At 64.6% G+C, this 26,914-nt stretch carries 24 protein-coding genes and 3 pseudogenes; 18 read left to right on the top strand and 9 right to left on the bottom strand.

Features of this window, described 5'->3' with window-relative positions:
• Positions 1–18 precede the first annotated feature (18 nt).
• Genes ACQCS0_RS16940 through ACQCS0_RS16930 form a run of 3 tightly spaced genes read left to right on the top strand, consistent with a single transcriptional unit; the run spans position 19 to position 3,546 of the window.
• On the top strand, positions 19–1,800 hold the full coding sequence (locus tag ACQCS0_RS16940) for a zinc ribbon domain-containing protein (protein WP_354155284.1): 1,782 nt from the start codon (positions 19–21) through the stop codon (positions 1,798–1,800).
• A gap of 23 nt (positions 1,801–1,823) precedes the next feature.
• Positions 1,824–2,810 (top strand): GDSL-type esterase/lipase family protein, encoded by a 987-nt coding sequence (locus ACQCS0_RS16935; RefSeq protein ID WP_426938823.1) that lies wholly within the window; start codon positions 1,824–1,826, stop codon positions 2,808–2,810.
• Positions 2,811–2,820: 10 nt separating this feature from the next.
• The gene (locus ACQCS0_RS16930) at positions 2,821–3,546 is read left to right on the top strand and encodes a hypothetical protein (protein WP_354155286.1); all 726 of its coding nucleotides are present in this window, start codon (positions 2,821–2,823) and stop codon (positions 3,544–3,546) included.
• Between the two features lie 24 nt (positions 3,547–3,570).
• Here ACQCS0_RS16930 and ACQCS0_RS16925 read toward each other — a convergent pair whose 3' ends face one another.
• Positions 3,571–5,865, bottom strand: coding sequence for an ATP-binding cassette domain-containing protein (locus ACQCS0_RS16925; protein WP_354155287.1), 2,295 nt, complete (start codon positions 5,863–5,865; stop codon positions 3,571–3,573).
• Positions 5,865–7,730, bottom strand: a complete 1,866-nt coding sequence (locus tag ACQCS0_RS16920) for a protein kinase domain-containing protein (protein ID WP_354155288.1) — start codon at positions 7,728–7,730, stop codon at positions 5,865–5,867. The genes ACQCS0_RS16925 and ACQCS0_RS16920 overlap by 1 nt, the downstream gene beginning before the upstream one ends.
• Before the next feature lie 413 nt (positions 7,731–8,143).
• On the opposite strand from ACQCS0_RS16920, the gene paaA reads away from it, so the two are divergent.
• From paaA to ACQCS0_RS16890, 6 genes are read left to right on the top strand one after another with little or no spacing between them, the layout of a single operon-like run.
• Positions 8,144–9,121 (top strand): 1,2-phenylacetyl-CoA epoxidase subunit PaaA, encoded by a 978-nt coding sequence (gene paaA / locus ACQCS0_RS16915; RefSeq protein WP_426939916.1) that lies wholly within the window; start codon positions 8,144–8,146, stop codon positions 9,119–9,121.
• Positions 9,118–9,483 (top strand): 1,2-phenylacetyl-CoA epoxidase subunit PaaB, encoded by a 366-nt coding sequence (paaB, locus tag ACQCS0_RS16910; protein ID WP_426939915.1) that lies wholly within the window; start codon positions 9,118–9,120, stop codon positions 9,481–9,483. Before paaA ends, paaB begins: the two co-directional genes overlap by 4 nt.
• Complete coding sequence (gene paaC, locus ACQCS0_RS16905; protein ID WP_426939914.1) at positions 9,480–10,370, top strand: 1,2-phenylacetyl-CoA epoxidase subunit PaaC; 891 nt, start codon at positions 9,480–9,482, stop codon at positions 10,368–10,370. Before paaB ends, paaC begins: the two co-directional genes overlap by 4 nt.
• Positions 10,367–10,900, top strand: coding sequence for a 1,2-phenylacetyl-CoA epoxidase subunit PaaD (paaD, locus tag ACQCS0_RS16900; RefSeq protein ID WP_426939913.1), 534 nt, complete (start codon positions 10,367–10,369; stop codon positions 10,898–10,900). The genes paaC and paaD overlap by 4 nt, the downstream gene beginning before the upstream one ends.
• An 8-nt stretch (positions 10,901–10,908) precedes the next feature.
• Positions 10,909–12,147: a 1,2-phenylacetyl-CoA epoxidase subunit PaaE gene (paaE, locus tag ACQCS0_RS16895; RefSeq protein ID WP_426939912.1), complete on the top strand. Its 1,239-nt coding sequence runs from the start codon at positions 10,909–10,911 to the stop codon at positions 12,145–12,147.
• A gap of 7 nt (positions 12,148–12,154) precedes the next feature.
• On the top strand, positions 12,155–12,937 hold the full coding sequence (locus ACQCS0_RS16890; protein WP_426939911.1) for an enoyl-CoA hydratase/isomerase family protein: 783 nt from the start codon (positions 12,155–12,157) through the stop codon (positions 12,935–12,937).
• Positions 12,938–13,338: 401 nt separating this feature from the next.
• On the opposite strand, the gene ACQCS0_RS16885 is transcribed toward ACQCS0_RS16890, so the two are convergent.
• The 3 genes and pseudogenes from ACQCS0_RS16885 to ACQCS0_RS16875 all read right to left on the bottom strand — a co-directional run.
• On the bottom strand, positions 13,339–13,842 hold the full coding sequence (locus tag ACQCS0_RS16885) for a hypothetical protein (RefSeq protein ID WP_426939910.1): 504 nt from the start codon (positions 13,840–13,842) through the stop codon (positions 13,339–13,341).
• A gap of 326 nt (positions 13,843–14,168) precedes the next feature.
• Complete coding sequence (locus ACQCS0_RS16880) at positions 14,169–15,191, bottom strand: type IV toxin-antitoxin system AbiEi family antitoxin (protein WP_354224828.1); 1,023 nt, start codon at positions 15,189–15,191, stop codon at positions 14,169–14,171.
• 47 nt (positions 15,192–15,238) lie between these two features.
• Positions 15,239–15,728: pseudogene (locus tag ACQCS0_RS16875) on the bottom strand (recombinase family protein); the annotation flags it as partial.
• 325 nt (positions 15,729–16,053) lie between these two features.
• On the opposite strand from ACQCS0_RS16875, the pseudogene ACQCS0_RS16870 reads away from it, so the two are divergent.
• Positions 16,054–17,195 (top strand): annotated as a pseudogene (locus ACQCS0_RS16870) (2Fe-2S iron-sulfur cluster-binding protein).
• Between the two features lie 7 nt (positions 17,196–17,202).
• A complete protein-coding gene (locus tag ACQCS0_RS16865) occupies positions 17,203–17,985 on the top strand; it encodes an enoyl-CoA hydratase/isomerase family protein (RefSeq protein ID WP_426939909.1) in 783 nt (260 codons plus the stop codon).
• Positions 17,986–18,133: 148 nt separating this feature from the next.
• On the opposite strand, the gene ACQCS0_RS16860 is transcribed toward ACQCS0_RS16865, so the two are convergent.
• Together ACQCS0_RS16860 and ACQCS0_RS16855 are read right to left on the bottom strand one after the other, a co-directional pair.
• Positions 18,134–19,408, bottom strand: a complete 1,275-nt coding sequence (locus tag ACQCS0_RS16860) for a type II toxin-antitoxin system HipA family toxin (protein WP_426939908.1) — start codon at positions 19,406–19,408, stop codon at positions 18,134–18,136.
• Positions 19,405–19,653, bottom strand: a complete 249-nt coding sequence (locus ACQCS0_RS16855) for a helix-turn-helix transcriptional regulator (protein ID WP_354155297.1) — start codon at positions 19,651–19,653, stop codon at positions 19,405–19,407. Before ACQCS0_RS16855 ends, ACQCS0_RS16860 begins: the two co-directional genes overlap by 4 nt.
• A gap of 151 nt (positions 19,654–19,804) precedes the next feature.
• On the opposite strand from ACQCS0_RS16855, the gene ACQCS0_RS16850 reads away from it, so the two are divergent.
• The 5 genes from ACQCS0_RS16850 to ACQCS0_RS16830 all read left to right on the top strand — a co-directional run bounded on the left by ACQCS0_RS16850 (position 19,805) and on the right by ACQCS0_RS16830 (position 22,501).
• Complete coding sequence (locus ACQCS0_RS16850; RefSeq protein WP_354223009.1) at positions 19,805–20,251, top strand: helix-turn-helix domain-containing protein; 447 nt, start codon at positions 19,805–19,807, stop codon at positions 20,249–20,251.
• On the top strand, positions 20,248–20,688 hold the full coding sequence (locus tag ACQCS0_RS16845; protein WP_354223011.1) for a HepT-like ribonuclease domain-containing protein: 441 nt from the start codon (positions 20,248–20,250) through the stop codon (positions 20,686–20,688). Before ACQCS0_RS16850 ends, ACQCS0_RS16845 begins: the two co-directional genes overlap by 4 nt.
• A 121-nt stretch (positions 20,689–20,809) precedes the next feature.
• Positions 20,810–21,511: a hypothetical protein gene (locus ACQCS0_RS16840; protein ID WP_354223013.1), complete on the top strand. Its 702-nt coding sequence runs from the start codon at positions 20,810–20,812 to the stop codon at positions 21,509–21,511.
• 204 nt (positions 21,512–21,715) lie between these two features.
• Complete coding sequence (locus tag ACQCS0_RS16835) at positions 21,716–21,895, top strand: hypothetical protein (protein WP_426939907.1); 180 nt, start codon at positions 21,716–21,718, stop codon at positions 21,893–21,895.
• A gap of 168 nt (positions 21,896–22,063) precedes the next feature.
• Positions 22,064–22,501, top strand: a complete 438-nt coding sequence (locus ACQCS0_RS16830) for a hypothetical protein (RefSeq protein WP_426939906.1) — start codon at positions 22,064–22,066, stop codon at positions 22,499–22,501.
• Positions 22,502–22,560: 59 nt separating this feature from the next.
• Here the strand turns inward: ACQCS0_RS16830 and istB are convergent, their stop codons facing one another.
• The gene (istB, locus tag ACQCS0_RS16825) at positions 22,561–23,367 is read right to left on the bottom strand and encodes an IS21-like element helper ATPase IstB (RefSeq protein WP_426939905.1); all 807 of its coding nucleotides are present in this window, start codon (positions 23,365–23,367) and stop codon (positions 22,561–22,563) included.
• Positions 23,364–24,902 carry an IS21 family transposase gene (istA, locus tag ACQCS0_RS16820; RefSeq protein WP_426939904.1) on the bottom strand — a complete coding sequence of 513 codons (1,539 nt, stop codon included), beginning with the start codon at positions 24,900–24,902 and terminating at the stop codon, positions 23,364–23,366. The genes istB and istA overlap by 4 nt, the downstream gene beginning before the upstream one ends.
• A gap of 126 nt (positions 24,903–25,028) precedes the next feature.
• Here istA and ACQCS0_RS16815 point away from each other — a divergent pair, with 126 nt between their 5' ends.
• Together ACQCS0_RS16815 and ACQCS0_RS16810 are read left to right on the top strand one after the other, a co-directional pair.
• A complete protein-coding gene (locus ACQCS0_RS16815; protein ID WP_426939903.1) occupies positions 25,029–25,445 on the top strand; it encodes a winged helix-turn-helix domain-containing protein in 417 nt (138 codons plus the stop codon).
• A gap of 487 nt (positions 25,446–25,932) precedes the next feature.
• Positions 25,933–26,913, top strand: a pseudogene (locus ACQCS0_RS16810) (2Fe-2S iron-sulfur cluster-binding protein); the annotation flags it as partial.
• Position 26,914 lies beyond the last annotated feature (1 nt).

Raw genomic sequence — 26,914 nt, 5'->3', positions numbered from 1 at the left:
AACCACTGAAAGGCAGTCATGTCTTACTGCACCAATTGCGGAGGCCAGCTTGCGCCGGGCGCACGGTTCTGCACCTCCTGCGGAACGCCGCAACAGGCCCCAGCTCAGCAGGCCCAAGCCCAACAGCCCCAGCCCAAAGCCCAGCAGGCCACGCACGAAAACCCGCACCAGGGCCTCGCTCCAGCACCCCGCGTGACGTCGGGTGCGTTCGCATCCGTGCCTGTGTCCGATTACGTCCGGGACGGACTGTCGGTCTTCCTCCTCCTGATCTCCATGTTCATGGTCTGGACTTACGGCACCACCGCCGCCGGGAGCGTCGCGGCCACAAGGATCGACGTCATCCTCATCACGCTGGTGAGTATGTTCAGCATTGCAATTCCTTACCTTTGGCGTTCCGGGGTCTTCGGGCACGCCTGGGATTACCGGAAGACACAGCTGGCCCGGTTTGCTGCCAACGCCCCGTACTTTGTACTCGTGCTGGTCTACCTGGTCCTGGAACTGATCAACAAGAGCGGTCTGGGTCCGGCCATGGCATTTGGCCTCGCCGGGGCGATTTTGGCGGCCCAACCCCGCCGCGCGGAGCTGGGATCGGCAGCGGCGGACGCAACCACGGATAAGCGGTGGGGCATCGCGCTCCTCGGTTTCGCCGTCGTCGTCGGTGTGCTCTCTGTGGTTCAGTTCATTGAACGGATGACCCTGATGCCGTCCGTCGAGTGGGCTAGCACGCTTGCCACTGTCCTGCTCGCAGCAGCCAATGTGGCCCTCCTGGTCTGGACCGCCAACGGGGCAAGCCGCGGGCACAATCTGCGCCGCCTCATCGGAATCGGTGTGGGCGTGGCCGGTACCGGAATGGCGCTGTTGGCACTCATCCCCGCCGTAACCGTGACCTCACTCAACTTCCAGGCATTCTCGCCAGAGCTCAGTATCTTCTTCTGGATGGCCTTCGGAGCGCTGGCGGCGTCTCCCTCAGTGGCCAGGATTTGCACCCACGCCGAGGCGGGGGACGCCAACGGCGCCCTGGCGAGGACCCGGGTGCTTACAACGCTCGCGATCATCGTCCTGGCCCTGCTGGTGGTGGTGTCCGCGCTCGTGCTGATTTCCTACGCAACCTACGCAGGCTACGGCGTGGCCGCCAATGCGGTCCCCTGGGTCGTGGTTATCTTCCTGGCAGTGGTCGGCGCGGCAGGCGGCTTCGTCGCAAAGTCTGCCCTGAAGCAGCACACCAGGCAGTCCTACCTTGTCACGGCCGGTTACGCTGCGGTGCTGTTCATTCTTGGCCTCGTCATCGTCATCATGGCTGCCACGGCCCACATGGCGTGGAACGGTACACCGGGCCTGCTGATCGCTTTTGCGCTCCCGGTAGCCCTGGTTCTGTCGATGTTCGGTTCAACGTCCCAGCGGGAAGCTTTCCGGACTGCCGGTAACGCCGTCCAGGGCGGTTTCACCTTTGAGAATCCCGCGCCCGTGTGGAGCCAGCCGGAAAGCACGACGCCGGATGTAGCCTTCCAGCCGAGCGACGCCTTCCAGCCGGCCCCCGTGGTCCATGGCGCCTCCGGCAGCGAGCCGGAGATGCAGGGTGGGGGCACGGCAGTTCAGGTAGACGAGGCGCTGGCCCGGATCCTGGCGGAGTCGGCCGATCCCGAAGCGCCGCCTGCCCGCCTCTATGAGATCGCCGCGCAGTTTCCGCAGGCCCGCGCCCTGATTGCCGGAAACCCTGCGGCCTATCCGGCTCTCCTCACCTGGCTTGCCGAGCAGCAGGACCCCGAAATCGACGCAGCCCTGGCGCAGCGCCGGGAGTGAAAAAACGGCCAGCCTCGGTGGCCGTGGCAATTCTTGCCGCGGCCACCGTTGCTGCGCTCACCGGCGTGGGACAGGCGGTCGCTCCCGCCACGCCCACCGCGGCAGGACCGACTTCGGTCGCCACAGCCACTGCTTCCTCGCCCCAGCCCGTTCAGCCGCCGCAGGACCCCGCCGCCTTAGCCGGGGTGACCATCATGCTACTGGGGGATTCCCTGGCGGCGGGTGAGGGTGCCGGCAGCTACTTCAGCGGCACGGACGGGCCGCAGCAGCGCTGCCACCGAAGCGCGGCTGGCTGGTTTTCCGGGACGGCTGCAGACCTCACCAACGCAGGGTGTTCCCGGGCCATCATCCGGAACCTTGACGCTGTTCAGCAGGACGAAGAGTTCAACGCCCGCGCCGAACCAGCCCAGCTGGAGGCGATTTCCGGCGAGGCCCCTGACATCACGTTGGTGATGCTGGGTGGCAACGACATGCGCTTCGCCGAGATATTCAATCAATGCGTCCTCTCAGAAGCCGACTGCACCTTCGACCCGGCGTTCACAGCGGGAGCGCTCCGGTCTGCAGGAGCGTTGACCGACGCACTGGCGGGCGCATACCGCCGCGTGGCGGACCGGGTCGACGGCAAAACAGTCCTGGCCCCTGCGTACCCACAGCTCTTTGGGGAGACCTCTGGGGAGTGCGGCCGGATCAGCCCGGCGGAGGCCGGTTTCGCCAGGGAGCTGACGGCCGCCCTGAACAGCTCTATCCGCAGGGGTGCGGAAGAAGCCGCGGCCTCGTACCCAGGCATCCATTTTGTCCCCGCCACCGAGGACGCTTTGGCGGGCCATGGCGCCTGTGGTCAGGAGCCTTACGTCCACACCGTTCTGCCCACTGCGCTCATTGACGCAGCCCAGAAGCAAAGCGCTGCGCAGGAACTTCTGCATCCCAACCGGGCCGGCTACGGCCGGCTGACCGAAGCCCTCATGGGGTGGCTGGCCAACAACCCTTCAATCGCCACCAAAGCCACGTAAGGACCACACAATGTCGCAGCCGCCTCCGCCACCCCCGCCCGCGCCCGGTCCTGCAGGCGTGCCGTCCGGCAACACAGGGCCGCGAAGGGGCCGGATAGCCCTGCTGGTCTTCGCGGGGCTTCTTCTCCTTGCGGCCGTGGGGGCGGCGGCTGTTGTGTTCATCCCGGGACTCTCCGCACTGGCCGGGTTCGATGGGGCGGCGCCGTCCAGTGCCGCACCGGCAGTCTCCGGCTCCAGCGCAGCCTCCGCCTCCAGCGCAGCGTCCGCAACGCCGTCGGCAGCTTCACCCAGCGCCATTTCCACGCCGACGTTCCAGATGGCACCTGTCATCACCAGCCCGCCGCCCGTGGCCGAAACCGCGCCTCCGGCGGCCGCGACGGCGAATGCGGGTTCCGGAATCTCCAGCCTGGATCTCGGACTTACTGTGCCGGTGAAGATTGTGCCGTGCGACGGCCAGTACCTGACGTTTTACGCTTCGGCTATCACCCCCGGCAGCTACGCTACCGAGATCCAGAAGTCACTGAACGCCTACCCTGGCAGCAGCTACTTGGTGACAGAAGGAAGCTGCAGTGCCCTGAACCAAGTCTCAAAGAACGGTACGCGGATCTACGCCGTCTACAGCGGTCCCTACACCAGCGCCTCGGACGCGTGCCAGGCCCTGGCCGGAGTCGCGGGGGCCTACGTCAAGGTCATGAACCCCAGCGGCAATTCGGAATCGACGGTGGCCTGCAGCTGAGGGCACTCCTGGGACGGAATGCCGCTACCCGTTGTTCCGCGGCAGTTTGATCAGCCGCGCCCAGGCAAGGATCCAGGAGAAGGCCCCCAGCGCCAGCAGCGCCCCCGTGGCGAGGCCTGCACGCTTGAGCGAGTGGGTCCACAGCCAGTCATCCTCGGTGGTGGGCACCAACGCCTTCAAATCAATGGACTGCGCCCCGATGGCAAAGCCCCAGCGGGTGGGGGACAGCCAGGAGACCTGCTCCAGGCCGGCCCGGCCAGTGACGGGAATCAGGCCGCCGGCGAGGACAAGCATGGCCATGGCAGTGACAACCAGCAGCGGCATCACCTGCTCCGAGGTCTGGACCCAGGCGGACATGGCCAGCCCCAGGAAACTGCACACGCAGGCCGTCAGGGCAATGGCGAAGAAGATTTCCAGTCCCGGAATTTCGGACACCAGATAATTGTCGGGCGCGGGCTTCCCAACCAAGACAATTCCCGTCATCACGGCAGACTGAATAAAGCACACAACGGTGCAGACAATTGATTTAGCAAGAAGATAAGGTCCAGGGCGCAAGCCGACTGCATTCTCGCGACGGAAAATAGCTCTTTCGCTGACCAAATCCCTGGCGGAAAGCGCCATTCCCATAAACGCGGACCCGAAAATCAGTACCACGAGAAGTTGGCTGGGTTCGCCTATTTCTTTTAGCGTGGGTGTGCCGAAGCCTTTAGTGCCGGGAACCACTAATGCGAGGCCGCCCAGAACGAGGGGCAGAAGCGTCAGGAAGATGAAGTAGCCCTTGTCTGCCCAGAGTAGGAACAGTTGCCGTGTGATGATCGCCCGCAATTGGCGGATGCGGGACGTCGTCGGCGGAGCAGCTGCTGCCGGTGGTGCTGTCGCCACGTCCGAGGGCTCCGGGTGGACGTTAGGCTCGGCAGGGTTCAGTTTGCGGAAGTTTCCGTAAAGCTCGTCCGCTTCCTCGGAGGCTTTCTTGAACACACCGGCCCAGTCGGCCGTCTTGAAGTGGGACAGGATGGTGTCGGGCCGCCCCGCGTAGGCGGGCAATCCGCCCTTGGCTAGGAGAATCACCTGGTCGCAGACCCCCAGGTTGGCCACATTGTGCGTCACTACCACCACCACGCGCCCTGCGTTGGCGAGCTGCCGCAGCGTGTCCATCACCTGTTTGTCCATGGCGGGGTCCAGCCCGGACGTGGGTTCGTCCAGGATCAGCAGTGAGGGTTCAGTCAACAGCTCCAGGGCCACGGACGCACGTTTTCGCTGCCCGCCGGACAGCCTGCTGACCTTCGTTCCGGCGTGCTCCACCAGACCCAATTGCGCCAGGACGCTGTCGATCTGCGCGCGGCGCTCTTCGGCAGTTGTATCCGCGGGCAGGCGAAGCCTGGCGGCGAACTCCAAGGCCTGCCGGACGGTCAGGGTCCGGTGCAGGATATCCTCCTGCGGGACAAACCCGATCCGGGTGCGGAGGGCTTCGTAGTTCTTGTTGATGTCCTGGTCATCGAAACGGACGCTGCCCGACGTCGGACGGTTGGCGCCGGTCATGACGCTCATAAGCGTGGATTTTCCGGCACCCGACGGGCCGATGACCGCCAGCAGGCGTCCGTGGGCGGAGGCGAAGTCGACGTCCCGGAGCAGCGCCTTAGCCTTGCGTCCATCGCGGATCTCATAGCCAACCGAATCCAGCCGCAGGCCTTCCCCGTCCGGAACTTTCTCGACTGTCAGGCCCGTGCCGGCCATGGCGATCCGGTAGTCGGTATTGCCGATCGTGAGCCGGTCGCCAGGCTGGGCGGTGGCCTCTCCGGAAACGCGCCGGCCGTTAAGGAAGGTGCCGTTGAGGCTGCCCAGGTCTTCAACCAGGATCTGCATTCCGGCCGGACGAAGAACCGCGTGGTTCCGCGAGGCCATTACGTCGGAGATCGCGACGTCGTTCCCCGCGCCGCGGCCCAGCCGCACAGTCCCTGCCGTGAGCATTGCCGGGGCAGGACCGGCCGCGAAAGCGGCGGGCGCACGCTCGGGCGCGCGCAGCGTCAGGGTGACCTCGGGTGCACCCGACTCTGGATTGCCTAAATGGGCGAAGGTGGCGGCGTCGATCCTGGCATGGGGCTCGTGCCTGCCTCCTACCCAGAGCCCGGCGGCACTCCCCTCATCCTGGATCCACCAACCGTCGTCGTAGTGGACGAAGGCATGGATCCGCGAAACGGACGGCTCCGGGACGCTGATTTCCACCTCGGTGCCCCGCCCGATCCGGGCTGAATCGCCCGGCGCAAGTACCCAGGAGCGGACGCCGAAGCGGACTTCAAGATGGGTTCCCGCTGCTGTCATCACGGTGCCGTAGTGGGTACGGGTACGCGGCCAGGCAGACCCAGGAGCTTCGCACTGCCCAGCGCAAGGTTCGCTGAGCCGTTGTTCTTGTTGCACGAGGTTGGCTGCCATTGGATCTTCATACGCAGTACGTCCGTCATGTCAGCGTTGATAGGGAACGCTTGACCATACGTCACCGATTGGCTCGACACCTTGCGGCCGTCGGCGAAGACTTCCACCAGGACCACCGCCGTACTGTCCTGGGAGCCATCCCCCAAGCCAGCGGTGGCATTGAACGTCTGGTAGTTGCGGCCCAGGTTGTACTCAACGGATTCGCCCGAGTTGTAGCCGCAGGTTTGCGCGGCAACGCTGTGCGCGTATGTGGTCCCGGAGATAGTGACTGCCGGTTCAAAGTTGCCCCAGCGGCCGCTGACGGGGATCCGGTCTGCCAGGTACGCCACTACTTCCGAGCGCGCCACCGTCAGTTCAATGCGCGACGTCGACCCGGTCACCGCTGCCTGTGCCAGCACCGTGCCGTCAGGCTTGGTGGCGTCATACTTGTCCACCACTTGCACGGTTACAGAAGTGCCCAGGGTCTTCTGTGCGTCAGGCAGGAGCTTGCCCACTACATTCACGAAGCCCGATGCCGACGCAGCCGCGCTGGCACTGGCGGACGAAGTGCTCTGCGCGGAGGCAGATGCTGAAGGCGAAATGGAAGATGTTGCGGTGGCCGACTGCGACGCCACAGCGGTCTCGCTTGCCGTTGCGTCCTTGCCGGCGCCGCTCAGCGCGTTGACGGCCGTGAATGCGCCGGCGGAAACAGCCAGCACGGCCGCCGCGATTCCGGCGATTATCACCAGACGCCGCTTCTTATTTGGCTTGTCGGGCACTGAGGCCGCAGCTGCCGGCGCAGGCGCAGGGGGAAGCGGCAGGGCAGCGGGCCTGTCCGGCGCGCCCTGGCGCGGAAGTGCCGACGTGGCGGGCAGTTGGGTGAACGGCACTGCCATGGTCACACCGGACTGGAGGCCGGTGACAGGAGCCGGCGGTTCTGTCAGAACCTGGCCCGGAGGGAAATTGGTCAGGGAAGGGCCCAGCGCGTCAAGGATGGTGGCTACCTGCCTGGCAGTGGGCGGACGCTGTCCGGGCTGCTTGTTCAGCAGCCACGAAATGAGGTCCCACAGTTCGTCCGGAAGGGAGTCCGGGCGGCCGGGAAGAACATCGCTGTGCCGGCGCAGCACTGCCATCACCGAACCGCCGGCGAAGGGCGTGACCCCGCAGGCCAGTTCGTAGAGCATGATGCCCAGGGCATACAGGTCCGACGAGGCCGTGACATCGTGGCCTTCGCTGACTTCCGGGGCGATGTACTGGGGAGTTCCCACCAGCATGGTGCTGCGGGCGCGTTCGGTATCCACCAATGAGGAAATGCCGAAGTCTGTCAGCTTGGGAAGGGCGTGGCTATCAGAGTCCTTCATGAGGACGTTCTCCGGCTTGATGTCGCGGTGGACTATTCCGGCGGCATGGACTGCTGCCAGGCCCGTGGCCACGGCAGAGCCGATCCGGCACACTTCGGACGGGGCGAGGGTTCCGCGCTGGCTGAGGTATGACCGGAGATCCGGTCCGTCCACTAGTTCCATGACGATTGCCAGGGTTGCGCCCTCAACAACAAGGTCCACCACGCCCACCAGATTGGGGCTCTTGAGCGCTTCCAGGATGCCGCGTTCTTTGACAAACCTGCCCACGACGTCGGCATCGCTTGCGAGGTCCGGATGCAGAACTTTGAACGCCAAGGCGGTGCCCTGATGGTCGTGCCCCCGGAAGACCTCACCCATGGCCCCCCGGCCGATGCTGTCTTCAAGAATGTACTTACTGCCAAGCTGACGGTTCAAGACGCCCCCACTATCCCACCTGAGACAGGTGTGAGGGCAAAACCACGATGCCCCCACAACCGCGATCAACGACTCGGAACGACTCGTGTCCGAAATTCGTGCCCGTCCATTACTTGGCCGAGCGTGACCAGTCTATGGCCGCGATGAGGCAGAACAGCGTACCGGCGCATTTGTGTCACGAAATGGAGCGAGACCAGGCAACGGCGGCGTACTGGCGGACGGAACGTGGGATTCGGACGGGCCGGCGCTGCCCGGGGCGGCGGTCCGGCTGGATCGCCTCCCACCGATGTTCCCGGATGCTTTAGGGGTCAACCCCAGGCCCCTCCTTGACGCCCTCCGCACTCGCCGCATATCCTGAACGAACGGTCGGTAAATAAGTCGGACCAAATCCAGGCAGGTGCATAGGAGCAACCATGGAAGCCAACGCCCAGCGCAACGCGGACAGCCAAGAAGCAGACGGTCGGGCCAACTTCGACCGCGTGATGGCCGAGGATTCCCGCATTGAACCAAAAGACTGGATGCCGGACGCCTACCGCAAGACCCTCCTGCGCCAGATCTCCCAGCACGCCCACTCGGAGATCATCGGGATGCAGCCGGAAGCCAACTGGATCTCCCGCGCCCCGAGCCTGAAGCGCAAGGCCATCCTGATGGCGAAGGTCCAGGACGAGGCCGGCCACGGGCTCTACTTGTACTCCGCTGCCGAGACGCTCGGCCAGAGCAGGGACAAGATGATGGCCGATCTCATCGCCGGCAAGGCCCGCTACTCGTCCATCTTCAACTACCCGGCCCGGACCTGGGCGGACATGGGTGCCATCGGCTGGCTGGTGGACGGCGCCGCCATCTGCAACCAGGTGCCGCTGTGCCGCGCCTCCTACGGCCCCTACGGCCGCGCCATGGTGCGCGTCTGCAAGGAGGAATCGTTCCACCAGCGCCAGGGCTTCGAGATCCTGCTGGAACTCGCCCACGGCACCCCGGAGCAGAAGCAGATGGCCCAGGACGCCGTGGACCGCTGGTACGCCCCGGCGCTGATGATGTTCGGCCCGCCGGACGACGATTCGCCCAATTCCAAGCAGTCCATGGCCTGGAACATCAAGCGCTTCAGCAACGACGAACTCCGCAGCCGCTTCGTGGGCATGATGGTGGAGCAGGTCCGCGTACTGGGCCTCACCCTCCCGGACAGCGAGATCCGCTTCAACGAGGACACCAACAAGTGGGAACACGGCCCGCTGGACTGGAATGAATTCCACGAAGTCCTCGCCGGCCGCGGCCCCTGCAACGCCCAGCGCCTGGAGCGCCGGAGGGAAGCGCACGACGACGGCGCCTGGGTCCGCGAAGCAGCCGCGGCTTACGCAGCAAAACAGTCAATGAAGACGAAGGAACAAGCAGCATGATCCCCACCGACTCCCCAACCTCGCAAGCTCGGCCGGGGACCCCGGTCGGCGTGGGCCCAGAGGTGACGTCAACCACCGACGGCAGCGCCTGGGGCCTGTGGGAGGTCTTTGTCCGGTCCAGCCGCGGGCTGTCCCACGTCCATGCCGGATCCCTTCACGCACCGGATGCCGCCATGGCCCTGCGCAACGCCCGCGACCTCTACACCCGCCGCAACGAGGGCGTGTCCATTTGGGTGGTCCCGGCCGACGCCATCGCCGCCAGCGATCCCGACGCCAAGGGCTCCTTCTTCGAGTCCCCGCAGGGCAAGGACTACCGGCACGCCACGTATTACACCAAGAGCGAAGGGGTCAAGCACCTGTGATCCCCACCGACTCCCACAGCTCGCAAGCTCGCAGCGGGGCCCTCGTCGGCGTGGGCCCAGCATCCGCCACGCGCATCACGCCCGGCAACGCGCTGCGCCCGGAGGACATCGCACTGGAGGTCCGCACCGGCCTGGCCAAACCCACCGAGGACGTGGCCGAGTACGCGCTGCGCCTGGGGGACGACGGCCTGGTCCTCGCGCAGCGCCTGGGCCACTGGATCTCCCGCGGTCCCGAGTTGGAGGAGGACGTAGCCCTGGGCAACATCGCCCTGGACCAGCTGGGCCACGCCCGGAGCTTCCTAACCTACGCCGGTGGCGCCTGGGACAAGACCGAAGACGAGCTGGCCTACTTCCGTCGCGAGCATGAGTTCAGGTCGGCCGCCATCTTTGAGCAGCCCAACGGCGACTTCGCGGCCACCATCGCCCGGCAGTTCATCGTGAGCTACTACCAGTTCGAGCTGTACCGCAGGCTCACGCAATCCACAGACGCCACGCTTGCCGCCATCGCCGCCAAGGCCGTGAAGGAAGTGGACTACCACCGGGACCACAGCGCCCAGTGGGTCCTGCGCCTTGCCGGCGGCACCGAGGAATCCCGGACCAGGATGATCCAGGGTTTGAAGCAGATGTGGCCCTACGTTGCCGAGCTCTTCGAGGACGACGAGCTGACCGCGCGCCTGGCTGAAGCGGGCGCCGCCGTCGTGCCTTCAACGCTGAAAGCGGACTTTGACCGCCTGACCGGCGAAGTGCTCAAGGAAGCCGAGTTGGAGGTCCCGGACGTCCCGGCTGCCCCCGGCGGCGGGCGGCATGGCCGGCACTCCGAGCACTTGGGCTACCTCCTCGCGGAGATGCAGGTGCTGGCGCGCGAGTACCCCGGAGCAAGCTGGTGACCGCCGTGGCCACCGCCGCGCCGGAGCAGGCGCAGGAGCGGACACAACAGCAGCAGGCGTGGGACATCGCGGCCACCGTCTGCGATCCCGAGATCCCGGTGCTCACCATTGAGGACCTGGGGATCCTTCGCGACGTGCACGTGACGGAGGACCAAGGAGTGCGCGTCACCATCACGCCCACCTACTCGGGCTGCCCGGCCATGGACGCCATCCGTGACGACCTGAAGACAGCGTTCGCCAAGGAAGGCTACACAGCAGAGGTGGACCTGGTGCTCGCGCCGGCCTGGACCACCGACTGGATGACGGAGGCAGGGAAGGCGAAGCTGCAGGAGTACGGCATCGCACCGCCGTCGGGCATGGCAGCAGCCGGCGGCCACCACGGCCCCATCCGCCTCCAAATGGCCGTCAAGTGCCCGCAGTGCTCCAGCCTGAACACCAAGGAGCTCACCCGGTTCGGCTCCACGTCCTGCAAGGCGCTGTACGTCTGCAAGGACTGCCTGGAACCGTTCGACTACTTCAAAGTCCTGTAAGGAATCCCATGCCTGTTGTGCGCCAGACCGCCGCCGAATCGGCGCTAGCCAGCGGCCGAGGTCGTCCGTCCTTCCACACGCTGACCGTCACCGAGGTAAGAAGGCTGACCGAGGACGCCATCGAGGTGACCTTCGGAGTGCCCCAGGAGCTCGCCGGACAGTTCGACTACCTGCCCGGCCAGTACGTGGCCCTGCGCACCACGCTGGCGGATGAGAACGGCGAGCCGCATGAGGTGCGCCGCAGCTATTCCATCTGCGCCGAGCCGCGCACGTTCCCGGACGGGTCCAGCGAGATCCGGGTGGCCGTGAAGCAGGACCTGGGCGGGATGTTCTCCACGTGGGCCAATGCGGAGCTGAAGGCGGGGGACACCCTGGACGTCATGAGCCCCATGGGCGCGTTTGTGTCCAAGCACGGCCGGGACGGCAAGGCCGTGGACCAGAACGTCATGAACTCCATGAACCGGCCGCAGGAAATGGCAGGCGAGCTCGCGGGGGAGCCGGGCACCTTTGTGGCCATCGCGGCGGGCTCGGGCATCACCCCGGTGATCGCGATCGCCCGCACGCTGCTGGCCGCCAACCCGGCGACGCGCTTTGACCTGATCTACGCCAACAAGGCCGCCATGGACGTGATGTTCTTGGAGGAGCTGGCGGACCTGAAGGACAAGTACCCGCAGCGGCTGGCCATCCACCACGTGCTGTCCCGTGAGCAGCGGATCGCGCCGCTGCTCAGCGGCCGGATCGACGCCGGGAAGCTCCGGCAGCTGCTGGGTACCGCCATCCATGCCGACGATGTGGACGAGTGGTTCCTGTGCGGGCCGTTCGAGCTGGTGCAGCTGTGCCGGGACACCCTGGCCGAGCGCGGGGTGAAGCCGGAGCACGTGCGGTTCGAGCTGTTCACGTCGGGCAAGCCGGACCGCCCGGAAGGGAACGCCGGCCGTCCCGTGGTGGTGGACGAGTCAAAGGAGACGTACAGGATCGCGTTTAAGCTGGACGGCCTGCAGGGCGAGGTGGCCAGCCCCACGCACGCCCGCGAGTCCATCCTGAACGCCGCCCTGCGGGTCCGCCCGGATGTGCCGTTCGCGTGCGCCGGGGGAGTGTGCGGCACGTGCCGGGCCAAGCTGGTCACCGGCACCGTGACCATGGACGAAAACTACGCCCTCGAGCAGGATGAACTGGACAAGGGGTACGTCCTGACCTGCCAGAGCCACCCCACCAGCAAAGACGTAACAGTCGACTTCGACGTCTAAGGAACCCATGATCTCCCTCTCCATCGCCAATAACGTCGCCGAAATCGTCCTGGACGCGCCGTACAAGCTGAACTCCCTGGACGAGCAGGCGCTTGCTGATTTAACTCTGGCGTACGACGACGCCGCCGCCGCCGCCTCGCGTGGTGAGGTGCGGGCGCTGCTGCTGAGGGGAGAGGGCCGCGCCTTCTGTGCCGGCCGGGACATTTCGGGCGTGACGCCGGAGACGGACGACGCCGAGGCGTACCTGGGCGGGCTGGTGCAGCCTCTGCTGAAGAAGATGAGTGCGTTCCCGGCGCCGACGTTTGCCGCCGGGCAGGGTGCCTGTCTGGGCGTGGGTCTGGGCCTGCTGCTGGCCACGGACGTGGTGTACGTGGCGGGGAATGCGAAGTTCGGCTCGCCGTTCGCCAAGCTGGGCGCCACGCTGGATTCGGGCGGGCACTGGTACTTCACGGAACGGCTGGGCATGCACCGGACGCTGGATCTGATCTACACGGCAGAGCTGATGAGCGGTGCCGAGGCCGTTTCCCGGGGAATGTTCAGCCGGGCGATGCCGGCGGATGAACTGTTGGCCAACACCCGGGAAATTGTGACGAAGGTTGCCACCGGGGCCACGGGCGCATTCACAGCAAGCAAGGAGCTGGTGGCGCACATCCGCGATCAGCGGCTGGGCCTGTGGGACGCCATGGCCGAGGAGAACGCCGAGCAGGCAAGGCTCTGTAAGACCGATGACTACGCGGAGGGCTTTCGGGCATTCCAACAGAAGCGGGCGCCAGTCTTCAAAGGTCGGTGAAATTTGCCCACCAGCTCAACGTAGCCTTCATCCCTTAGGCGAGTTCTAGCGGTCGTTGCATCACTCCCCCGTCTTCGGTGGGTTGCATTGACCGCTAGAGCTCGCCACAGGAAGCCGCCTCGGAGCGATCAAGCCGCCAGGTTTCTACGCCCAAGAGTCCAAGTCCTGTCAAAAGGATCCCTTATCAGGACCGGAGGGCCGGCCAAGCGGGGCCCGGCCGAAGCCCAGCATTCGCGGCGGTTCCAAAACCCAGGCTCATCTCACCAATGCGTCTCACCCTGGGTTTTTCTCAGGAAAAGGGACTTCGGCCTTTTATGACCCTCGAACCGCGCAAGACGACTTTCGCTGGTGATGGTTACAGGGACTGAAACCAGGCAGATCAAGGAATCCGAACTGTCAGGTCAATCGTCGTGTCCGGGGCTTTGGACAGCTGAGAGTGTGGCGTGGATCGCGTCGAAATACTGAAGTCTGGTGTCATAGTCCCGGGCCTTCGCCGAGGGGAGGAATCTGTCGTTTCGTTCAGATGATGCCATGAGTTTCCGGCTGGCGGGGTTCCAGAGGGTCCCCAGCTGGTCGGCAAGGTCGTCCCCGATGGTGGCGCGGATGTGTCTGCCCAACAGATATGTGGAGGCCAGATCCTGGTCGAAGTTGGCCAGCTCGAAAAGGTCGGCGTCCTTTTCGTAGTCGTAGAGGGAGTCGTTGAGGCCAGGACTGTTCTGGTACCACATACATACGTAGCTGAGGTCCCGGGCATGCTTCGTCCATCCCAGGGCTCCCTTGTCCACCCAGGCCTTGATTTTCAAGGCGGCATATCCGGCGGCCGTCGGCACCCGAACTTCAATGCCCTCAGGCAACCGGTACAGTTCGGCTCCGTCAAGGACTTCCTGAAATGCGAAGACATCCACGGTCTGTCCGTCAGGGTGGGGAACGGCTGTTCCCGAGGGGTTCTCGATCCCTCCAAAGGGTATGAGGTCCACGGAACACTTGTCGATGCGAAAGCGGATCCGGGTGTCTTCCCTCGGGTTCAAGGTTCGTTACGACCGATTGGTAGGCGAAACGGTCCGCAACGGCGATGGCAATGTCTATGTCCGTGGTGCTGGCTAGCTCCGAGTCAAATCCCAAACCCCGGTGGATAAGGTCACGTGCCGAAGCGCCGACAAGCATGATCGGCTCTCCCGGTTTGGCGGTGATGTCCATAACGCTCCGCAGGACAGTGCATAAGGGGCCGAACTCATGAGCGGAATATGCGGAGAAGTCGCTCATCGTGCTCCTTCAGTATTAGGGCGGCATCGCGCTGTCGGGGTTCTCCGCTGGCGAGCAGATCGGCGTATACGAGTGTGCTGGGAACGGTCGGCAGGTTCCCGGCCATTGTCGGGGCTTCGATGTCGAGGCTGCTCGGATCCGTCCAGAACTTGTGTCTGACGAAGACATTCGGATGCTCATCCCTGCGCCACTTATTGACGACGGCCATGCGGGGTGTGAACTCTTCGACGTAGACGGTCAGGCTTGATGGATTCAGCAGTTCGGGAAGGGCGCTTTCTCCGCTGACTTCCATCCCTGGCGCCAATGGTCCGTGAAGACCCGGTTCAGATGATCTGAAGGCCTCCAGCGACAGCCGAGGGGCCAATTGATGAGGATAGGTCATGACCCATTGCTCGAAGAGCTCGCGTTGCCTCAACAGCTGGGGGCCGGGCCCGACTGAGAGATATTCCTCTCGTTGTAAGAGTTTTAGAGTCTCCTGGGCAAGACCCACTGAAACCCCGGACAGCGTGCTGATCTCCCTGATCGTCAGGCGCGGCACGTATGGCCAGGTCAGCAGAACGAACAGCAGACGCGACCTGCGTGCGCTGAACAGATTCACTCCCGAAGCGGAAACGCCGGCCCCTGCGTCCTTCCTCTCGGGGGTTCGGCGGCTCACACGGCGGCCTCGTACGTCGACATAGACGTTCCCGAACGCAATGAAGGCATTACCGGCCTCATCCACGAAATTCAGATTCTGTGCCCGGTATCCTCTGGCCTGCTTTTCGTCGATGTAGCCCTGGGCAATCAGGGGCTTGGCCTGATCCTCGAAGGGAATGACTCGTTGCGCCAGAGCATCATCCAGGATCACAAACTTCTGGCGTTCGGCCTCCCGCTGCAGCGTGAGAAGCGGGTACTCGAACGCGGGGCGGGTCCAACCGGAGTCTTCCACGCGTACGTCGATGCCGTACTGGGTCAGATGCTGAACAATGATGTTGATACGGCTTTCCAGCATCTCCCTCCTCTGTTCACCTTGATTGAACATTCACTATAATTGAATTTTCATAAAAAGTGAACAGGGTTGCCCATGCGTCGGTACAGGGTCGCCCGGGACATGCCGAGGTCCCGGGAAACCTGGGTGGCCGGCTGGCCGGCCTCGATCAGGCGGCGGGCATTTGATCTGGCTGTCAGTGAACCGTTCCCGGCGCCCGCCCAGGTCCCTGCCGGCGGCCCGGCGCTTGGACACTGAATCGGTGATCCGTTCCCGTTTAATCTCCAGTTCCATCTGCGCCAGGGCTGCCATGACAGTGAAGACCATGCCGCCCATCGGGGTGCCGGTGTCCACGTCCCCGCCGCCAAGATTCAGCACATGAAGACCGGTCCCTCGCTTTCGCAGCACGGTGGCCAGCTCCAGCATATTGGCGGTGGAACGTCCCAACCGGTCCAGTGTGGTGATCACCAGGGTGTCGCCCTTATGCAGTGCATCAAGAGCTTTGTCGAATTGCGGCCGCGCTGCCCTGGCGCCGCTGACCCCATGGTCAATGTAGAGGTCAAAGGTGTTGGGATCTTGAACCAGGACGGCAGTTTCCGGACAATGTCCTTCAATTCTTCTGTTTGCACTTACTTGGCCCTTTAGATTCCTGTGAGTTTGACGCGCGTCCTGACGGTCCGGATCAGTGAGCATGCGCATGACGTGATGGGCATGCGCATCAGGCCGGATGAGCATGCCCATCACTCGATGGCATAGCTACAAGCTTTAATCTCAGTCGGACTGCATCCTGTCGGACTGGCTCGGAAGCTGAGCGCAGTGAATTGCTGGCGCTCGGAAGGCATGCGAGGCATCGAGGCTGCAGATCACGGTCCTTCTTGACTTCATTTTGGGCGGTGATTTCCTTCGCCGGTCATGGTGGTGGGGCGCCCGTGATTTCGAACCAGGCAACGATCGCCCGGGCCAGTACGTTGCCCTGCGCACCATGCTGGCGGATGAGAATGGCGAGCCGCATGAGGTGCGCCGCAGCTATTCCATCTGTGCCGAGCCGCGCAGCTTCCCGGACGGGTCCAGCGAGATCCGGGTGGCCGTGAAGCAGGACCTGGGCGGGCTGTTTTCCACGTGGGCCAATGCGGAGCCGAAGGCGGGGGACACCTTGGAGGTCATGAGCCCCATGGGTGCGTTTGTGTCCAAGCACGGCCGGGACGGGAAGGCCGTGGAGCAGAACGTGATGAACTCCATGAACCGGCCGCAGGATATCGCAGGCGAGCTGGCGGGGGAGCCGGGCACGTTTGTGGCCATCGCGGCGGGGAGCGGCATCACCCCGGTGATCGCGATCGCCCGGACGTTGCTGGCCGCCAACCCGGAGACCCGGTTCGACCTGATCTACGCCAACAAGGCCGCCATGGACGTGATGTTCCTGGAGGACTTGGCGGACCTGAAGGACAGGTACCCGCAGCGCCTGGCCATCCATCACGTGCTCTCCCGCGAGCAGCGGATCGCGCCGCTGCTGTCCGGCCGGATCGACGCCGAGAAGCTCCAGCAGCTCCTCGGCACCGCCATCCACGCGGACGATGTGGACGAATGGTTCCTGTGCGGGCCGTTCGATCTGGTGCAGCTGTGCCGGGACACCCTGGCCGAGCGCGGGGTGAAGCCGGAGCAGGTCCGGTTCGAACTGTTCACGAGCGGGAAGCCGGACCGCCCGGAGGGGAACGCCGGCCGTCCCGTGCTGGTGGACGAGTCCAAGGAGACGTACAAGATCACGTTTAAGCTGGACGGCCTGCAGGGCGAGGTGGCCAGCCCCACGCACGCCCGCGAGTCCATCCTGAACGCCGCGCTGCGGGTCCGCCCGGACGTGCCGTTCGCGTGCGCCGGGGAGTGTGCGGGACATGCCGCGCCAAACTGGTCACCGGCACTGTGACCATGGACGAAAACTACGCCCTCGAGCAGGATGAACTGGACAAAGGCTACGTGCTGACCTTCCAGAGCCACCCGACCAGCAAAGACGTCACCGTCGACTTCGACGTCTAAGGAACCCATGATCTCCCTCTCCATCGCCAATAACGTGGCCGAAATCGTCCTGGACGCGCCGTACAAGCTGAACTCCCTTGATGAGCAGGCGCTCACGGATTTAGCACAGGCGTACGACGACGCCGCTGCCGCCGCCTCACGCGGTGAAGTCCGGGCGCTGCTGCTCAGGGGAGAGGGCCGCGCCTTCTGCGCCGGCCGGGACATTTCGGGCGTGACGCCGAAGACGGACGACGCCGAGGCGTACCTGGGCGGGCTGGTGCAGCCGCTGCTCAGGAAAATGAGCGAGTTCCCGGCGCCGACGTTCGCCGCGGCGCATGGTGCGTGCCTGGGTGTGGGGCTGGGCCTGCTGCTGGCCACGGACGTGGTGTACGTGGCGGAGAACGCGAAGTTCGGCTCGCCGTTCGCCAAGCTGGGGGCAACGCTGGATTCGGGCGGGCACTGGTACTTCACCGAGCGGCTGGGCATGCACCGGACCCTGGACCTGATCTACACCGCAGAGCTCATGAGCGGTGCCGAGGCCGTTTCCCGGGGAATGTTCAGCCGTGCCATGCCCGCCGACGAGCTGCTGGACCAGACGCGTGAGATCGTCGGCAGGGTGGCGCTGGGTGCCACGGGAGCGTTCAACGCGAGCAAGGAGCTGGTGGCGCACATCCGCGACCAGCGGCTGGGCCTGTGGAACGCCATGGCAGAGGAAAACACCGAGCAGGCCCGCCTCTGTAAGAGTGCGGACTATGCCGAAGGCTTCCGGGCGTTCCAAGAGAAACGGACACCGGCGTTCAAAGGTCGGTGATGGAGCCTGTCGAAATCCCCCGGTGGTCGAGCTTGTCGAGACCAAGCCCCCGATGATTGAGCCATCGAAATCAAATGAATTTTTTACCAACGATTTTGTAAGGTTCACCTATGACCTAGGGAAATCTATTCCTGCTTGGTCCGAAACCTCAGGTGCCCGACGGCGCCTGACCGGCAAGTGCACGGCTGGCCGTCCTGCCCTCGAGCAGTTCGGCGGCCCGCGCGGCGACGAGTTCGTTCAGGAAGCCAATCTCCTCCGGCGCGGGAACCGCGGCCGCCGCCGCGGCCACCGCTTCCAGCACGGTAGCCGCGGTCGCCCGTGCATCCCCGGCGTCCATGCCCCACGCGGCACCTTCCCGGGTGACGTGGTCCAGGGTGAGGTAGTTCAGGCTTGATTGGCCGCCCACCAGATGGCCTGCGTTGTTGCTCAGTGCGTAGAGCAGCACGGTGGGGGCGACGTCGTAGAGCGGGGCGAGCATCACTTCGCCGCCGTCCCGAAGCAGCATCGAGTAGTTTTTCGAGTGCGCGTCCCCGTTACCGATCACGAGGTTGAAGGTGATAGCCCGCAGCAGCGCGCGCCGGAATTCCCGGTCGTCCCTGGTGTGCGGTGCCGCGGCTTTTGCGAGCTGGGTCAGCCGGGACGGCGGGACCGTGGAGGTTTCGTACTTGGAGGTGCTGGCCAGTGCCAGGGCCTGGGTGAAGTCCTCCTGGTGCAGCCGGCCGCCGTCCGGAGTCCGGTCGTACCGGGTCACCACGATCGCTTGGCGGGACCCGAACGTCTCCAGACGGGCTTCCGCGGCGGGCAGGCCGGCGGCCGCAGCCACCTTGAGCGCCCAGTCTTCGGAGGCGAGCAGGTGCGGGACCGGCGAGTCCGGGGGCTCCGGCTTGATGATGTGTGTGGACACTGCCCCACGGCCCGGCCATGCCCACCCGTCCCCGTGCCGGCTCAGCAGCACCTTGGACTGGATGCCGCCCAGCGAGGCGGTGATCGCGAAGTCATCGGGCAGGTCCCAGCTAGGCAGCGCCTCGACGACGCCGGCGACCTCGTCAACGCTCATGGGCCGGGAGCCGGCTGGGCCGTCCGGGGACGTGTCCGCGGGCAGGGCCTGGACGGCGCCGGCGCAGTCGGCGCCCAGGACGGCCAGCAGCCCCAGGGCATCCGGGGTCGAGAGGCCGTTCTCTGCGGCGATGTGCGAACGGGCCTGGCCCTCGGGCAGAAGCCCGTCAAAGTAGTTGTACACCGCGGCGCCGTCGATCTTCTTCCGGTTTACCGGCAGCGACAAGGACAGCAGGATGGAGGAGGCACCGTACTCTGCGAGGATGTTCTGGTCGTACCGGAAGGACATCTTCAGGCCGGATCCGGTCAGGACCCCGACGTGTTCCCCGTGCAGGAACACCTCCAGGCTCTTGTTCCTCGGGCTCATGGCTTCACCTGCAGCTTCGCGAACCGGGGGATCAGGGCGACGTCGCGGCCGAGCGCCCGGATGGCGTTCATGGCGACGACGACGGAGACAGCTTCGCCATGCTCGAGCCGGACGATGGTCCGGCGGGCGGTGCCGAGCCGGTCGGCCAGGTCCTGCTGGGTCAGCGAGGCCTCCTTGCGGGCATCACTGATGGCCCGCCCGAGTGAGACGGCGTCCACGGCCCGGTAAAACGGAGTTTGTGACATATATTGACCATACTCGGCCAGACCCCGTTTGTGCCAGATATTGCCCATTCACCCTTTATTGGCGGTTGTGACAGATCTGGCGCACCGCTGTAGACGGCCCCAGTGTGCCGAGGCCAGCCCCAGACGTATATCGCCCCGATATACTTGACCTATGACCAGCGAGATAGCCGAGAAAAGGGTTCGTGCCGGGCTTAGCCAGAAGCGGCTCGCGGAACTCTCGCACGTCAGCCAGCCGAATCTCTCAGCCTATGAATCCGGGAAGCGCATCCCGCGGCCCGAAACCCTTGGCCGGATCATGAAAGTATTGCGGCGCCGGCCATCGGAGATCCTCGCTGAACACCGCAGCGAGACACTGGAGATCGCCCACAGGTACAAAGCACACAACATCCGCGTTTTCGGATCTTTGGCAAGGGGCGAGGACACGCCGGAGTCCGACGTCGATCTCTTGGTTGACCTCGAGCCGGACGCAACGCTTTTCGACCTGTCCGGTTTCCGCCTGGACATGATTGACCTGCTCGGCGTGGAGGTGGACATCGTCCCGTCGGGTTCAGGGGGCCCGATCATGGAGCGCATCCTCAGCGAAGCAGTCCCCCTGTGAGCCGGCACCCCGAAGAGATTCCCGTGGGCGGCCAGTTCGTGCCTCGAGAGCAGAAGGATCCGACTTTCTCCCTCACGGCGGCTCCGAAGGACCGGGTCCTGCAGCTGATCGGAGACATGGAGGAACGGCTGGGCTGGGCACAGCAGATCGTGGACGAGGGCGAGTTTGCCTTCAACGATCCTGACAATTGGCGGTCGCGCGAGGCCATGAAGTCCATCTTTATCGACCTGAATACTGCCGCGGACCGGATCCCGGAGCCAATTCGTGAACAGTACCCCGCCATACCCTGGCGCCAGATGCGCGGACTCCGGAATGTGCTCTCACACGACTACGCGGCCATTCGTAACGACACCGTGTGGCAAACGGCAGCGCGCAGTCTGCCGGAACTCAGGAACCAGCTTGCCCACATGCGTGCCGACGTCGAACGCTGGCTCTAGCGCCGCGAACTTCGTCGGGAGGCCACGGAGGCAGTAACGCACCGGTAACGGGCAGTCACGTCTACTCAGCTCAGGCTGGCGGCTGCATGCTGTAGAAGCTTCAGTCGGGACGGAGTTAACCATGGATACCCGTGACGATGCGCCGAAGATACAGACGCGCAGGCCTTCCCGCCTGGTTGCGCTCTTGTTGGTCCAGTTTGCCGTCAGCGCCATGCTGGTCACGTGCGGGGGACCGGCCTGTACCGGCAACACGAGAGAGTACAACGGCCAGTGCCTGGGCGGAGTGGCCATCACGTACATCGAATGCACTAAAGGGCGAGGGTTCGATCTGACAACAAAACTGGGCGGAAAACTCGGAGGAACCTTCAAAGTGGTTGCCGACGCATCCGTCGAGGCGGCGTACGAGGAGCAGAAACAGGAAAATACGGTAGTTGCCCTTCAGGTCGTTTCCGACTGCCTGAAGATTGCCCAGACTGAGGCCGATTCGGCGGTGGATAAGTCTGCGGCCGAGGAATCCCGGAACCGCGCCGACATGATCAGGCAGCAGGTCCAGGAAACGGCGAACATCGAAATTGCCCCGACTCAGGCACGGGTCGGGGAGACCCTGAGTGTCAGTGGCCGGAATTTCTACCCGGACGAGACGGTCGCGATATACCTTCACGCCACGCTTGTCAAGCAGCAGAAAGCTGACGGTCAAGGAGCATTCAGCACCACAATCGGCGTACCGAAGAGTGCACCTCCCCCCGGTTTCCCGACCACCGTCACTGCCACCGGTGCAACGTCGTCGAAGTCGGCCCAGGCCCCGTTTGAGGCGCTTCCCTAGCTAGGTGTTGCTCAATGCGCGTTGCGGCATGCGAATCCAGGAACATGGTCCAGGGCACGAAGGGCGGCGCATCGGGCCGCGCGGTATTCTCGGCATCGGAAGTGCACACGCTCACGCCGTGGTGTTCTCACGCCGCTGGTAACGAAATATATGGTCTTATAACAAGAAGCGTTATATCTCGTTATAAGTGAGTATCACTGGGGCATGGATCCAGCACTGAACCCCTTTAACCCCGGCTCCGGCGTCCGGCCTCCGGAGCTTGTCGGCCGTGATGGAGAGATCGATGCCTTCGATCTGTTGGTCGCACGCGCCAAGTCCAACACCGTGGGGGACCGCGGCATGGTTCTGTCCGGCCTTCGCGGAGTGGGCAAACCGTTCTGCTGAACGTCTTTCGCAGAGCACGCGCGACGGAACGACTTGCTGGTAATCCAGCTTGAAGCCCAACCAGGGAACGCCGGCAAAAAGGCCACCCGGGCGAAGCTTGCACGTGAGCTTGAAGTAGGTGCGCGCAGACTCCGCGGAAAGCCAGCCTGGAGCTTTCTGCAGAATGCCTTGAACAGCATCGGCAACATCTCAGCGAGTTTGGGGGTTGCCGGCGTCTCCGCGTCGGTGACGACCAAACAAGGGCGCGCCGATTCAGGCAACCTGGACATCGACCTCGAGGAACTTGTCGAGGATGTATCACTCGCGATGCGAAAAGCCAGGGTCGGGTTCGGCTTGTTCATTGACGAAATGCAAGACCTGGACGAAGAGCTCCTGACCATACTGTTGTCCGTTCAGCACCTTGCGGGCCAGCGCGGATGGCCTTTTTACATCATCGGTGCGGGCCTACCCAACCTGCCCGGCAAGATCTCGGAGGCCAGGACCTATGGTGAGCGGCTGTTTCTCTACAGGACCATAGGCCAAGTCAACGAAGAGGCCGCCTCGGAAGCCCTCGCCTTGCCCATCAACAGGCTCGGCGCCTCCTTGGCGCCTGATGCGTGGGAATAGCAAGTTGATTTGGCCCCGGGTTCGCCGTTTGTTTTGGCCCCACCCTGTTGGTGTTCCGGTCAGTTTTGCCGGGACTTGTTGTTGATGGTTTGTTGGGTTGTTTTCAGTCGGTAGGAATCGGTGCCGGTGTTGATGATGTGGCCGCGGAAGGTCAGTCGGTCCACGACTGCCGCTGCGAGGCGGGGGTCGGTGAACGTCTGGCCCCACTCGCTGAACGGGGCATTGCTTGCGCAGGCTATGGACGCACGTTCTTCCCTGGCTGTGATGATTTGGAACAAAAGCTCGGCGCCGTGGGTATCGAGCTTGACGTAGCCGACCTCGTCAAGGCAAAGGAGATCCAGGCGCGCGTATTTGGCGACCAGTCTCGATAGTTCCTTGTTGTCGGCGGCTTCGACGAGTTCGTTGACCAGGGCGGCCGTGGTGATGTAGCGGACCCGCCGTCCTTGCTCGGCGGCGGCCATGCCCAGACCGATGAGCAGGTGTGTTTTCCCGGTCCCTGAATTGCCCAGGAGTACCAGCGGTTCCCCGGCATCGATCCACGCGCCGGTGGCCAGGTGCGTCAGGGTCGCCGGCGGCAGGTCTGGGATCTGGGCCAGGTCCAGGTCTTCGAGGCGTTTGCTGCGAGGGAACTTGGCTTCCTTGATCCGCCGGGCCCGGGACCGGTTATCGCGTTCCTCGCATTCATAGGTCAGGACTTCGGCGAGGTATCCCTGGTGGCTGAGGCGCTGCCGGGCGGCTTCGGCGGCCATGGACCCGGCGACCTGCGCGGCGCCGGTCAGATACAGGGTTTTGCAGGCTGCGCCGATCGCCGCGGCGGCGGCCGGCTCACTGAGCTGGCCCATGGACGGTCTCTGCCCGGCGCTCATCGGCTGCCTGCCGCGGCCAGCAGCCGGTCGTAGCCGGCCAGCGAGGGCTCCCAGCGGTCGGGCAGGTGCCTGATCCGTCCGGCAACTTCGTCTGGTAGCGCCGCCGGGACGTGGTGGAAGCTCTGGCTGGCACGGGCGTGGATGGCCAGATGATCGGGGTCGAAGTCCCCGGTCCTCACGGCGTTCTCCATCGCGCCGGTGACCGCGGCGGCCGGCAGGGTCCGGGCCAGCAGCAGCACCTCGATCAGGGCTTTGGTGCCGGCTTTGTCGCCGAGCCCGGCCCGGGCCCTGTCCCAGAATTTCTGGTGGGCTGCGGTGAAGGCCCCGGAGGCGCGGGCTGTCATCAGCGCTGTTGCCCCGGCCAGGGCGCCGGGTTTGCGGGTGAGGACCTCAAGGTAGTGGTCCAGTTCCAGCACGTAGGAATACTTGTGGATGGCCCGCACGTGGGACGCGATCCGGGCGCCTTCGGCGAACATCTCGATGGTGTGCGCACCGAGCCTGACGCTGACCCGCCGCCCGGCATAGCGGGCCGGGACCGAGTAGTAGGACTGGCGGACGCAGACCTGGGACTTATGGTCGGCCTTGAACGAGAACGTCGAGGCGGCCTCGAACGTGTCCGCCGGCAACGGCCGGAGCATGCCGGCTTCCTCCGCTGCCGCGGCACCGACGGTGACGGGTCGGCCGGTGATGACGCGGTGGTCGTCTTTGACATCGCAGCCGGCCATATACGCGTTCAGCCCCGCGAGGGTATCGAACTCCGGGACCGGGGTCAGCCAGCGGCGCCGGAACCTGCCGACTTCACCTTCGACGCCGCCCTTTTCGTGGGCGCCGTCGATGCCGGGCAGGCAGAAGAACGAGTCGAACCCGTAATGGGAGCGCAGGGCGATAAAGCGTTCGTTTTCCAGCCGTTCACGGCCCAGGATCACGGTGGTGACCGCGGGTTTGAGGTTGTCGTAGCGGATCATTTTGGCCGGGATCCCGCCGAGGCGTTCGAACGCGGTGTTGTGCCCGTCCAGGAAGGATTCCTGCGACTGGTTCGCGTAGGCCACATGCGCGGCGCGTCCGGAGTAGGAGAGCCGCATCACGAACATGAACAGCTTCACCTGCGTGCCGCCGATCACGGCCTGGAACTCGCCGAAGTCGACCTCGGCTTCCCCGCCCGGGGCGTGGGTCTGCGGGACGGCAACATCAGCCGGAGTGCTCACAAGCCCGCGGCGGATCCTGGCCACGGCGTGGGCGACCGTGGACTCGGCAACTACGGCGCCGTGTTCATCGACCAGACGCTGCCAGATCCGCCGGGCCGTGTGGCGCTGTTTGCGCGGCGCTTTCTGGTCAGCGGTCAACCAGGCCCGGATGGTGTCCTCCCAAGGCCCCAGCTTCGGAGCCTTCCGCTCGGGCGTCTTCCGTGCCGGCGGCGTGGCCTCTGCCAACGCGGCCCGCACGGTGCGGCGGTGAACGCCGTGCACCCGTGCCAGCTCTCTGATCGACATATCTTTATCCCTCGCATCAAGGCGGATACGCTCGAATTGCTTCACTCTCGATCTCTCTTTCAATCCCGTTCCGTTCTCTTATGTCTTGGCGGACAAAAAGAACGCTACGGGCGGGTCGAGGGTGGGGCCATTTCAAACGGCTAAAAGTCCCCTAAGTGGGGCCATTTCAGAGTGCCATACCCAGATGCGCTGTCACTCCTGCTCTCTGCCGCGAACGGCTACCCCTTCTTCCTTCAGGTCTACGGACGTGCCGCCTGGGAAGCATCATCGGAGAAGATCATCAGCGCTGACGACGCGCACGTGGCAGTCCGCCACGGCACCAACGACCTGGACCATGGCTTCTTCGAGGCCAGATGGCAGCGTGCCACCAATGCAGAACGCCTCTACCTCAGGGCCATGGCCCAGGACAGCGATACCCCTTCCTCGACTGGAGAAATCGCCGAACGCCTTGGGAAGTCGACCAGCAAACTTGCCGTCATCCGCTCACGACTCATCGACAAGGGTGTTGTGTATGCACCCGAATATGGCTCTATTCAGTTCACGGTGCCCGGAATGGCTGCCTTCATCGGGCGCCAGACCGAGGACTGACATGCGCTAGTTTCAGCGCTCGGCTGATTCAGGCGGGTCAGCGTCCGACGCGCCAGGCGGCCAAGGAGCTACGTAGGCAATCACGTGTGCACCCACCACAACCAGACCACAGCCGCCTAACCACCGCACGCGACCCCAGAAACATGCCACAGCACAGCTACCTACAAATCTGACGCGACGCCCGAACCCGGGTTGCAGCATTCCTGTATTGAATCCTGGGTCCGTGACAAGTCTCAGCGTGGACTCAGCGCAGTGAGGGCGTGGCTGATGCTTGGATTGGCTTGCTTGGGTGCGGCAGACCATCGTGTAGGAGACCCGCTCATTTTGGGTAGTGATCTCCTTTGCCGGTCATGGTGGTGGGGGCGACAGTGATTTCGAACCAGACAACGATCGCCCCGGCCTGCACGTCCCGGAGGCCTCTCCTCGGGGAGGGCCCGGGCTGGCCGGAAACGCGGTCGTCTGTTCCTGAGCGATCAGGTTGGACGCATCGTTCCCGGACGGCAGCAGCGAGATCCGGGTGGCGGTGAAGCAGGACCTGGGCGGGCTGTTCTCCACGTGGGCCAACGCGGAGCTGAAGGCCGTGTACACCCTGGACGTTATGAGCCCCATGGGCGCGTTTGTGTCCAAGCACGGCCGGGACGGCAAGGCTGTGGAGCAGAACGTCATGAACTCCATGAACCACCCGGAAGACCTGGCGGGTGAAACTGCCTCAATTGGGGGAGGCAGTTTCGTGGCCATCGCGGCGGGGAGCGGCATCACCCCGGTGATCGCGATCGCCCGGACGCTGCTGGCCGCCAACCCGGAGACCCGGTTCGACCTGATCTACGCCAACAAGGCCGCCATGGACGTGATGTTCCTGGAGGACCTGGCGGACCTGAAGGACAGGTACCCGCAGCGCCTCGCCATCCACCACGTGCTCTCCCGCGAGCAGCGGATCGCGCCGCTGCTGTCCGGCCGGATCGACGCCGAGAAGCTCCAGCAGCTCCTCGGCACCGCCATCCACGCGGACGATGTGGACGAATGGTTCCTGTGCGGGCCGTTCGATCTGGTGCAGCTGTGCCGGGACACCCTGGCCGAGCGCGGGGTGAAGCCGGAGCAGGTCCGGTTCGAACTGTTCACGAGCGGGAAGCCGGACCGCCCGGAGGGGAACGCCGGCCGTCCCGTGCTGGTGGACGAGTCCAAGGAGACGTACAAGATCACGTTTAAGCTGGACGGCCTGCAGGGCGAGGTGGCCAGCCCCACGCACGCCCGCGAGTCCATCCTGAACGCCGCGCTGCGGGTCCGCCCGGACGTGCCGTTCGCGTGCGCCGGGGGAGTGTGCGGGACATGCCGCGCCAAACTGGTCACCGGCACTGTGACCATGGACGAAAACTACGCCCTCGAGCAGGATGAACTGGACAAAGGCTACGTGCTGACCTTCCAGAGCCACCCGACCAGCAAAGACGTCACCGTCGACTTCGACGTCTAAG

The organism is Pseudarthrobacter sp. S6, from assembly GCF_050156575.1.
In the GTDB taxonomy this organism is placed as follows: domain Bacteria; phylum Actinomycetota; class Actinomycetes; order Actinomycetales; family Micrococcaceae; genus Arthrobacter.
Note: the sequence above shows the minus strand (reverse complement) of the source record. Positions and strands in the feature narration are given on the sequence as shown.

What these genes read in the sequence shown, in the direction of transcription:
- ACQCS0_RS16940 (WP_354155284.1), top strand. Translation starts at nt 19, where the DNA reads ATGTCTTACTGCACCAATTGCGGAGGCCAGCTTGCGCCGGGCGCACGG.
- ACQCS0_RS16930 (WP_354155286.1), top strand. Translation starts at nt 2,821, where the DNA reads ATGTCGCAGCCGCCTCCGCCACCCCCGCCCGCGCCCGGTCCTGCAGGC.
- ACQCS0_RS16925 (WP_354155287.1), bottom strand. Translation starts at nt 5,865, where the DNA reads ATGACAGCAGCGGGAACCCATCTTGAAGTCCGCTTCGGCGTCCGCTCC.
- paaA (WP_426939916.1), top strand. Translation starts at nt 8,144, where the DNA reads ATGGAAGCCAACGCCCAGCGCAACGCGGACAGCCAAGAAGCAGACGGT.
- paaB (WP_426939915.1), top strand. Translation starts at nt 9,118, where the DNA reads ATGATCCCCACCGACTCCCCAACCTCGCAAGCTCGGCCGGGGACCCCG.
- paaE (WP_426939912.1), top strand. Translation starts at nt 10,909, where the DNA reads ATGCCTGTTGTGCGCCAGACCGCCGCCGAATCGGCGCTAGCCAGCGGC.
- ACQCS0_RS16890 (WP_426939911.1), top strand. Translation starts at nt 12,155, where the DNA reads ATGATCTCCCTCTCCATCGCCAATAACGTCGCCGAAATCGTCCTGGAC.
- ACQCS0_RS16880 (WP_354224828.1), bottom strand. Translation starts at nt 15,191, where the DNA reads ATGCTGGAAAGCCGTATCAACATCATTGTTCAGCATCTGACCCAGTAC.
- ACQCS0_RS16865 (WP_426939909.1), top strand. Translation starts at nt 17,203, where the DNA reads ATGATCTCCCTCTCCATCGCCAATAACGTGGCCGAAATCGTCCTGGAC.
- ACQCS0_RS16860 (WP_426939908.1), bottom strand. Translation starts at nt 19,408, where the DNA reads ATGAGCCCGAGGAACAAGAGCCTGGAGGTGTTCCTGCACGGGGAACAC.
- ACQCS0_RS16855 (WP_354155297.1), bottom strand. Translation starts at nt 19,653, where the DNA reads ATGTCACAAACTCCGTTTTACCGGGCCGTGGACGCCGTCTCACTCGGG.
- ACQCS0_RS16850 (WP_354223009.1), top strand. Translation starts at nt 19,805, where the DNA reads ATGACCAGCGAGATAGCCGAGAAAAGGGTTCGTGCCGGGCTTAGCCAG.
- ACQCS0_RS16840 (WP_354223013.1), top strand. Translation starts at nt 20,810, where the DNA reads ATGGATACCCGTGACGATGCGCCGAAGATACAGACGCGCAGGCCTTCC.
- ACQCS0_RS16835 (WP_426939907.1), top strand. Translation starts at nt 21,716, where the DNA reads ATGGATCCAGCACTGAACCCCTTTAACCCCGGCTCCGGCGTCCGGCCT.
- istB (WP_426939905.1), bottom strand. Translation starts at nt 23,367, where the DNA reads ATGAGCGCCGGGCAGAGACCGTCCATGGGCCAGCTCAGTGAGCCGGCC.